Annotated in this window: 3 protein-coding genes; all 3 read right to left on the bottom strand. The window is 58.7% G+C overall.

Annotation, left to right across the window (positions count from 1 at the left end):
• Nucleotides 1–368 precede the first annotated feature (368 nt).
• The 3 genes from ABX749_RS26370 to ABX749_RS26360 are packed head-to-tail and all read right to left on the bottom strand — an operon-like array spanning nt 369 to nt 3,227.
• Nucleotides 369–1,070, bottom strand: a complete 702-nt coding sequence (locus tag ABX749_RS26370) for a DNA alkylation repair protein (RefSeq protein ID WP_372898630.1) — start codon at nt 1,068–1,070, stop codon at nt 369–371.
• Nucleotides 1,071–1,074: 4 nt separating this feature from the next.
• Nucleotides 1,075–2,439 (bottom strand): GDSL-type esterase/lipase family protein, encoded by a 1,365-nt coding sequence (locus ABX749_RS26365; RefSeq protein ID WP_372898629.1) that lies wholly within the window; start codon nt 2,437–2,439, stop codon nt 1,075–1,077.
• A gap of 53 nt (nt 2,440–2,492) precedes the next feature.
• On the bottom strand, nt 2,493–3,227 hold the full coding sequence (locus ABX749_RS26360) for an SDR family oxidoreductase (RefSeq protein ID WP_372898628.1): 735 nt from the start codon (nt 3,225–3,227) through the stop codon (nt 2,493–2,495).
• Nucleotides 3,228–3,493 lie beyond the last annotated feature (266 nt).

Below are 3,493 nucleotides of genomic sequence, written 5' to 3'. Positions count from 1 at the left end.
GATGCGAAGTCGCCCGTAGCCCCCCGCCAAACGGCGGATCATCGTTTGACATCAGCCGGTTCGCGCCAGCGTCCGGGCCTCCGTCAACGAGCGATGCGAAGTCGCCCGTAGCCCCCCGCCAAACGGCGGATCATCGGTTGACATCAGCCGGTTCGCGTCAGCGTCCGGGCCTCCGTCAACGAGCGATGCGAAGTCGCCCCTAGCCCCGCGCCAAACGACCGATCATCGGTTGACATCAGCCGGTTCGCGCCAGCGTCCGGGCCTCCGTCAACGAGCGATGCGAAGTGGCCCCTAGGCCCGCGCCAAACGGCTGATCGGATGAACGGGATGGGTAGCGTCCGAGCGGTCACCGCGATCTCCGATCCGGCTCACAGGTCCAGCTTCTTCTTCAAATGATCGCTGGTCAGATGTTTGACGACATCCAGCGGTTCGCAGGCGTTGTCGTCTCCATAGTCGATGTCGACCGGGCCGATGGCTTTGGCGGCGCGTAGGGCGGCCTTGTTGAGTTTCTTGTTGCGTTTTCCGATTCCCATCAAGGCGGTGTTCATCGACTCTCGCACCCACATGTCTTCGCCCTTGATGTGGTTCTTGATGCGGTCGATCAGCACCAACAAGAATTCATCATCCATGCCCTTGGGGTTTTTCTTGGAAAGCTCATAGATCAAACCATAAGCACAGCGGCGGCGAACCGGATCGTCGCTCTCCATCCAGTCGCAGGCGAGATCGAACGCGAAGGGAGCCTTGGCGAGGGTCGCGTCACAGGAGGCGAACACATGGGCCAGGTACCCGCCTTGCAATTGCTCGACTTGCTGTTCGGCTTGGGCGCGGGTGACCTGTTTGGGATCGTCGATCAACAACCCGATGACCTTGGCGTCATAGACGTTTGATTTCCAGAGTTCCAAAGCCAGTCGATGGTCGCGTCCGATTTGTTTGGCGAGTTTGCGAAGCTGGGTCAAACCGATCCCAAAACTCTTGAGCCCACTGCCTTTGGCGCCGCACTTGTTCCAATTCTCGACGCCGCGCGGATTGGTGTGTTCCTTCAAGAGCTTGATGACTTCGGTTTTCTTCATCGGATCAATTCTCAAGTTTGCGAATTCGAATCCGCCGGTATTCGACTTGGCCGCGATCACCCTCCAGGCCGATCGGACCGGACTCGGGGACTTGGAACGCTTCTTCGATCACTTCGCCGTTGCACGTGCAATGCGCCGAAGTGCCCCTGACCGTGATGACCAGTTCATTCCAGCCACCCTGGCGATAGTTTGTCAGGGTTTTGTAAGGTCCGGCGAGCGAGTAATCACGACACTGCAACTGATTGCCACGCACGAAGACGCCGCTGTCGGCCATCGGAGTGGCGCGAAATTCAAGGATCAGCTGAAAGTCATCATCGAATTCTTTCGTCGTCCATAACTGTTGAATCTTTCTGCCTTCGGGCGGCGTGGTCACAACCAGACGGCCGGCGATCGCGCGGTAACGCCCGTCCGGCGTGGCTGTCAGTCCGTCAAACGCGACGTCCTCTTCGACGAGCGGCCAAACGACGGCGCCGTTGGTTTTGGGGATCCAGCGGTCACGCGATTTCCGCATCTGGTCGGTCGACCTGCGGTAGCCCCATCCGGTCAGGTCGGTGCCGCCAAACAGAGCGATCGCATCGGGTTCGATTTCGAAAGCGTCGGGTTCGGTTTCGATCAGTCCCAACGTCGCAAAAATCGGCCGCAGTGCGGCTTCCCATTTGGCGTACCCGAGCGCATTGGGATGCAGCAGATCGGGAAACTCAATCTTCTTTGCGTCACCGTTTTCATCGGCGAACAAGGTCCACGTGTCGATCACCGTGATTTGCTGATCGCCGCGTGCCAGGCCGCGGTACAGCTCATTGATCTGCTTGATTTTCTCGGCGGGGCGAGCTTTGGAAGCGCTGCTGGGAAAGACTTCGCACAACACGATGGGCATCTTCGGATGGTGCGTTTTCAGCTTGTCCAAAATCAATTCGACGTTGGCGGCGATCTGTTCCGGTGACGCCTTTTCTTCCAAGTCGTTGGTGCCCATCAGCATCACGACCGCGGCCGGATTCAAGCTGATCACGTCTTCTTCCAACCGATACAACATCCCGCGGGTCGTATCACCACTGATCCCCCGATTCGCTTTGGGGACTCCGTTCAACGCGCCCGAGAAATCGTCACGCCAGCCCTGCGTGATCGAATCACCCAAAAAGACGACGGCGCCTTCGCTGGCAGCTCGATTGGATTCAAACGTGGTCCGACGACGGTTCCAAACATTTTTGAACCAGTCATGCCGGCGCATCGGCCCGGTGCCGGGTAACGCGTCGTCGGGCGGAATGGTGAACCGCAGCTCCGTCGCCGGCTGGCTGTCTTGCCCATAGCAGGGAACACAGACAGCGGGGACGGTGGGGACCAAGACCAGGCAAAGCAACAGGTGTCGAATCATGAGATGTCGTCGGTAAAGGGGTTGTGACCGTCCCGCAGTATACTTCAATCCCGCTAGACCCATTCCTGCTTGGTCGGCTTGATCACCACTTCGGGGACGTTGGCCCGCGGCGGCAGGGCACAGATCGTCGCCACGACCGACGCGATGTCTTCCGGCTGCAGAATCGAATCTTTGTGTTCCTGCGAAACCGGGTTGGGCCGATTGTCCAGGATCGGCGTGTTGACTTCGCCGGGGTAAACATTGGTGATGCGAACGCCTTCGTCACGGACTTCATTGCTGATCGCGGTCCCGAGCGCGGTCATCGCGAACTTGCTGGCACAATAAACGACTCCGCCGAGTGAAATGGCGCGTTTGCCGGCGACCGATGAGATGTTGATCACCAGCCCATCGCGTCGCGCTCGCATCGCCGGCAGGACGGCGTGAATACAGCGGTAGGCACCGGTGGCGTTGATTTGCATCACCCGATCCCAATCTTCGGGGACCATCTCGGCCATCGTCCGTTTCAGAATGTTGATGCCCGCACTGTTGACCAAGATATCGGGATCGCCGAAATGCGATTTCACGTCCGCAAAGAACGCATCGACACTGCTCGGATCGGCGACGTCCAAGGGATGGCAATGGATCGGAGTCTCTGATTGGACCGAGTCCGCGATGGCCTGAAGTTTTTCCAGCCGTCGGCCACCGATGGCGACGCGACAACCGGCTTCGGCGAGGATCGTGGCGATTCCGGCGCCGATCCCGGTGCCTCCGCCGGTGATGGCAACGATCTTTCCTTTCAAACTGCTCACGGATCAAACCCTAAAAAATGGGGAAGGATGAATAATGTTTCGAGCGTCCAAGCGGCCCGGTCGGGGCACGATGGTAACAGAAAGTAACAATCTGGCGGACTGGTGAGCACATTCACCGTTCTTGAGCGTCTAGCGATTAGTTATCCGTGCTTCCGTCGTTGAGCGTTTTTGCCCCAATCGCTCCGGCGGGGGTGCGGTAACTTTCTTTCGTGCCGATCGTGGTTGCCAAAATCGCCAGCGTCGCCGCATACAGAAGGTTGGCCGAG

Origin of the sequence: Stieleria sp. (genome assembly GCF_041595215.1) — a bacterium.
Classification (GTDB): domain Bacteria; phylum Planctomycetota; class Planctomycetia; order Pirellulales; family Pirellulaceae; genus Stieleria; species Stieleria magnilauensis.
The sequence above is the reverse complement of the archived record's forward strand: the minus strand, read 5'-3'. Positions and strand labels throughout refer to the sequence as shown.

Coding starts and splice junctions, on each gene's coding strand:
- ABX749_RS26370 (WP_372898630.1), bottom strand. CDS start 1,070: ATGAAGAAAACCGAAGTCATCAAGCTCTTGAAGGAACACACCAATCCG.
- ABX749_RS26365 (WP_372898629.1), bottom strand. CDS start 2,439: ATGATTCGACACCTGTTGCTTTGCCTGGTCTTGGTCCCCACCGTCCCC.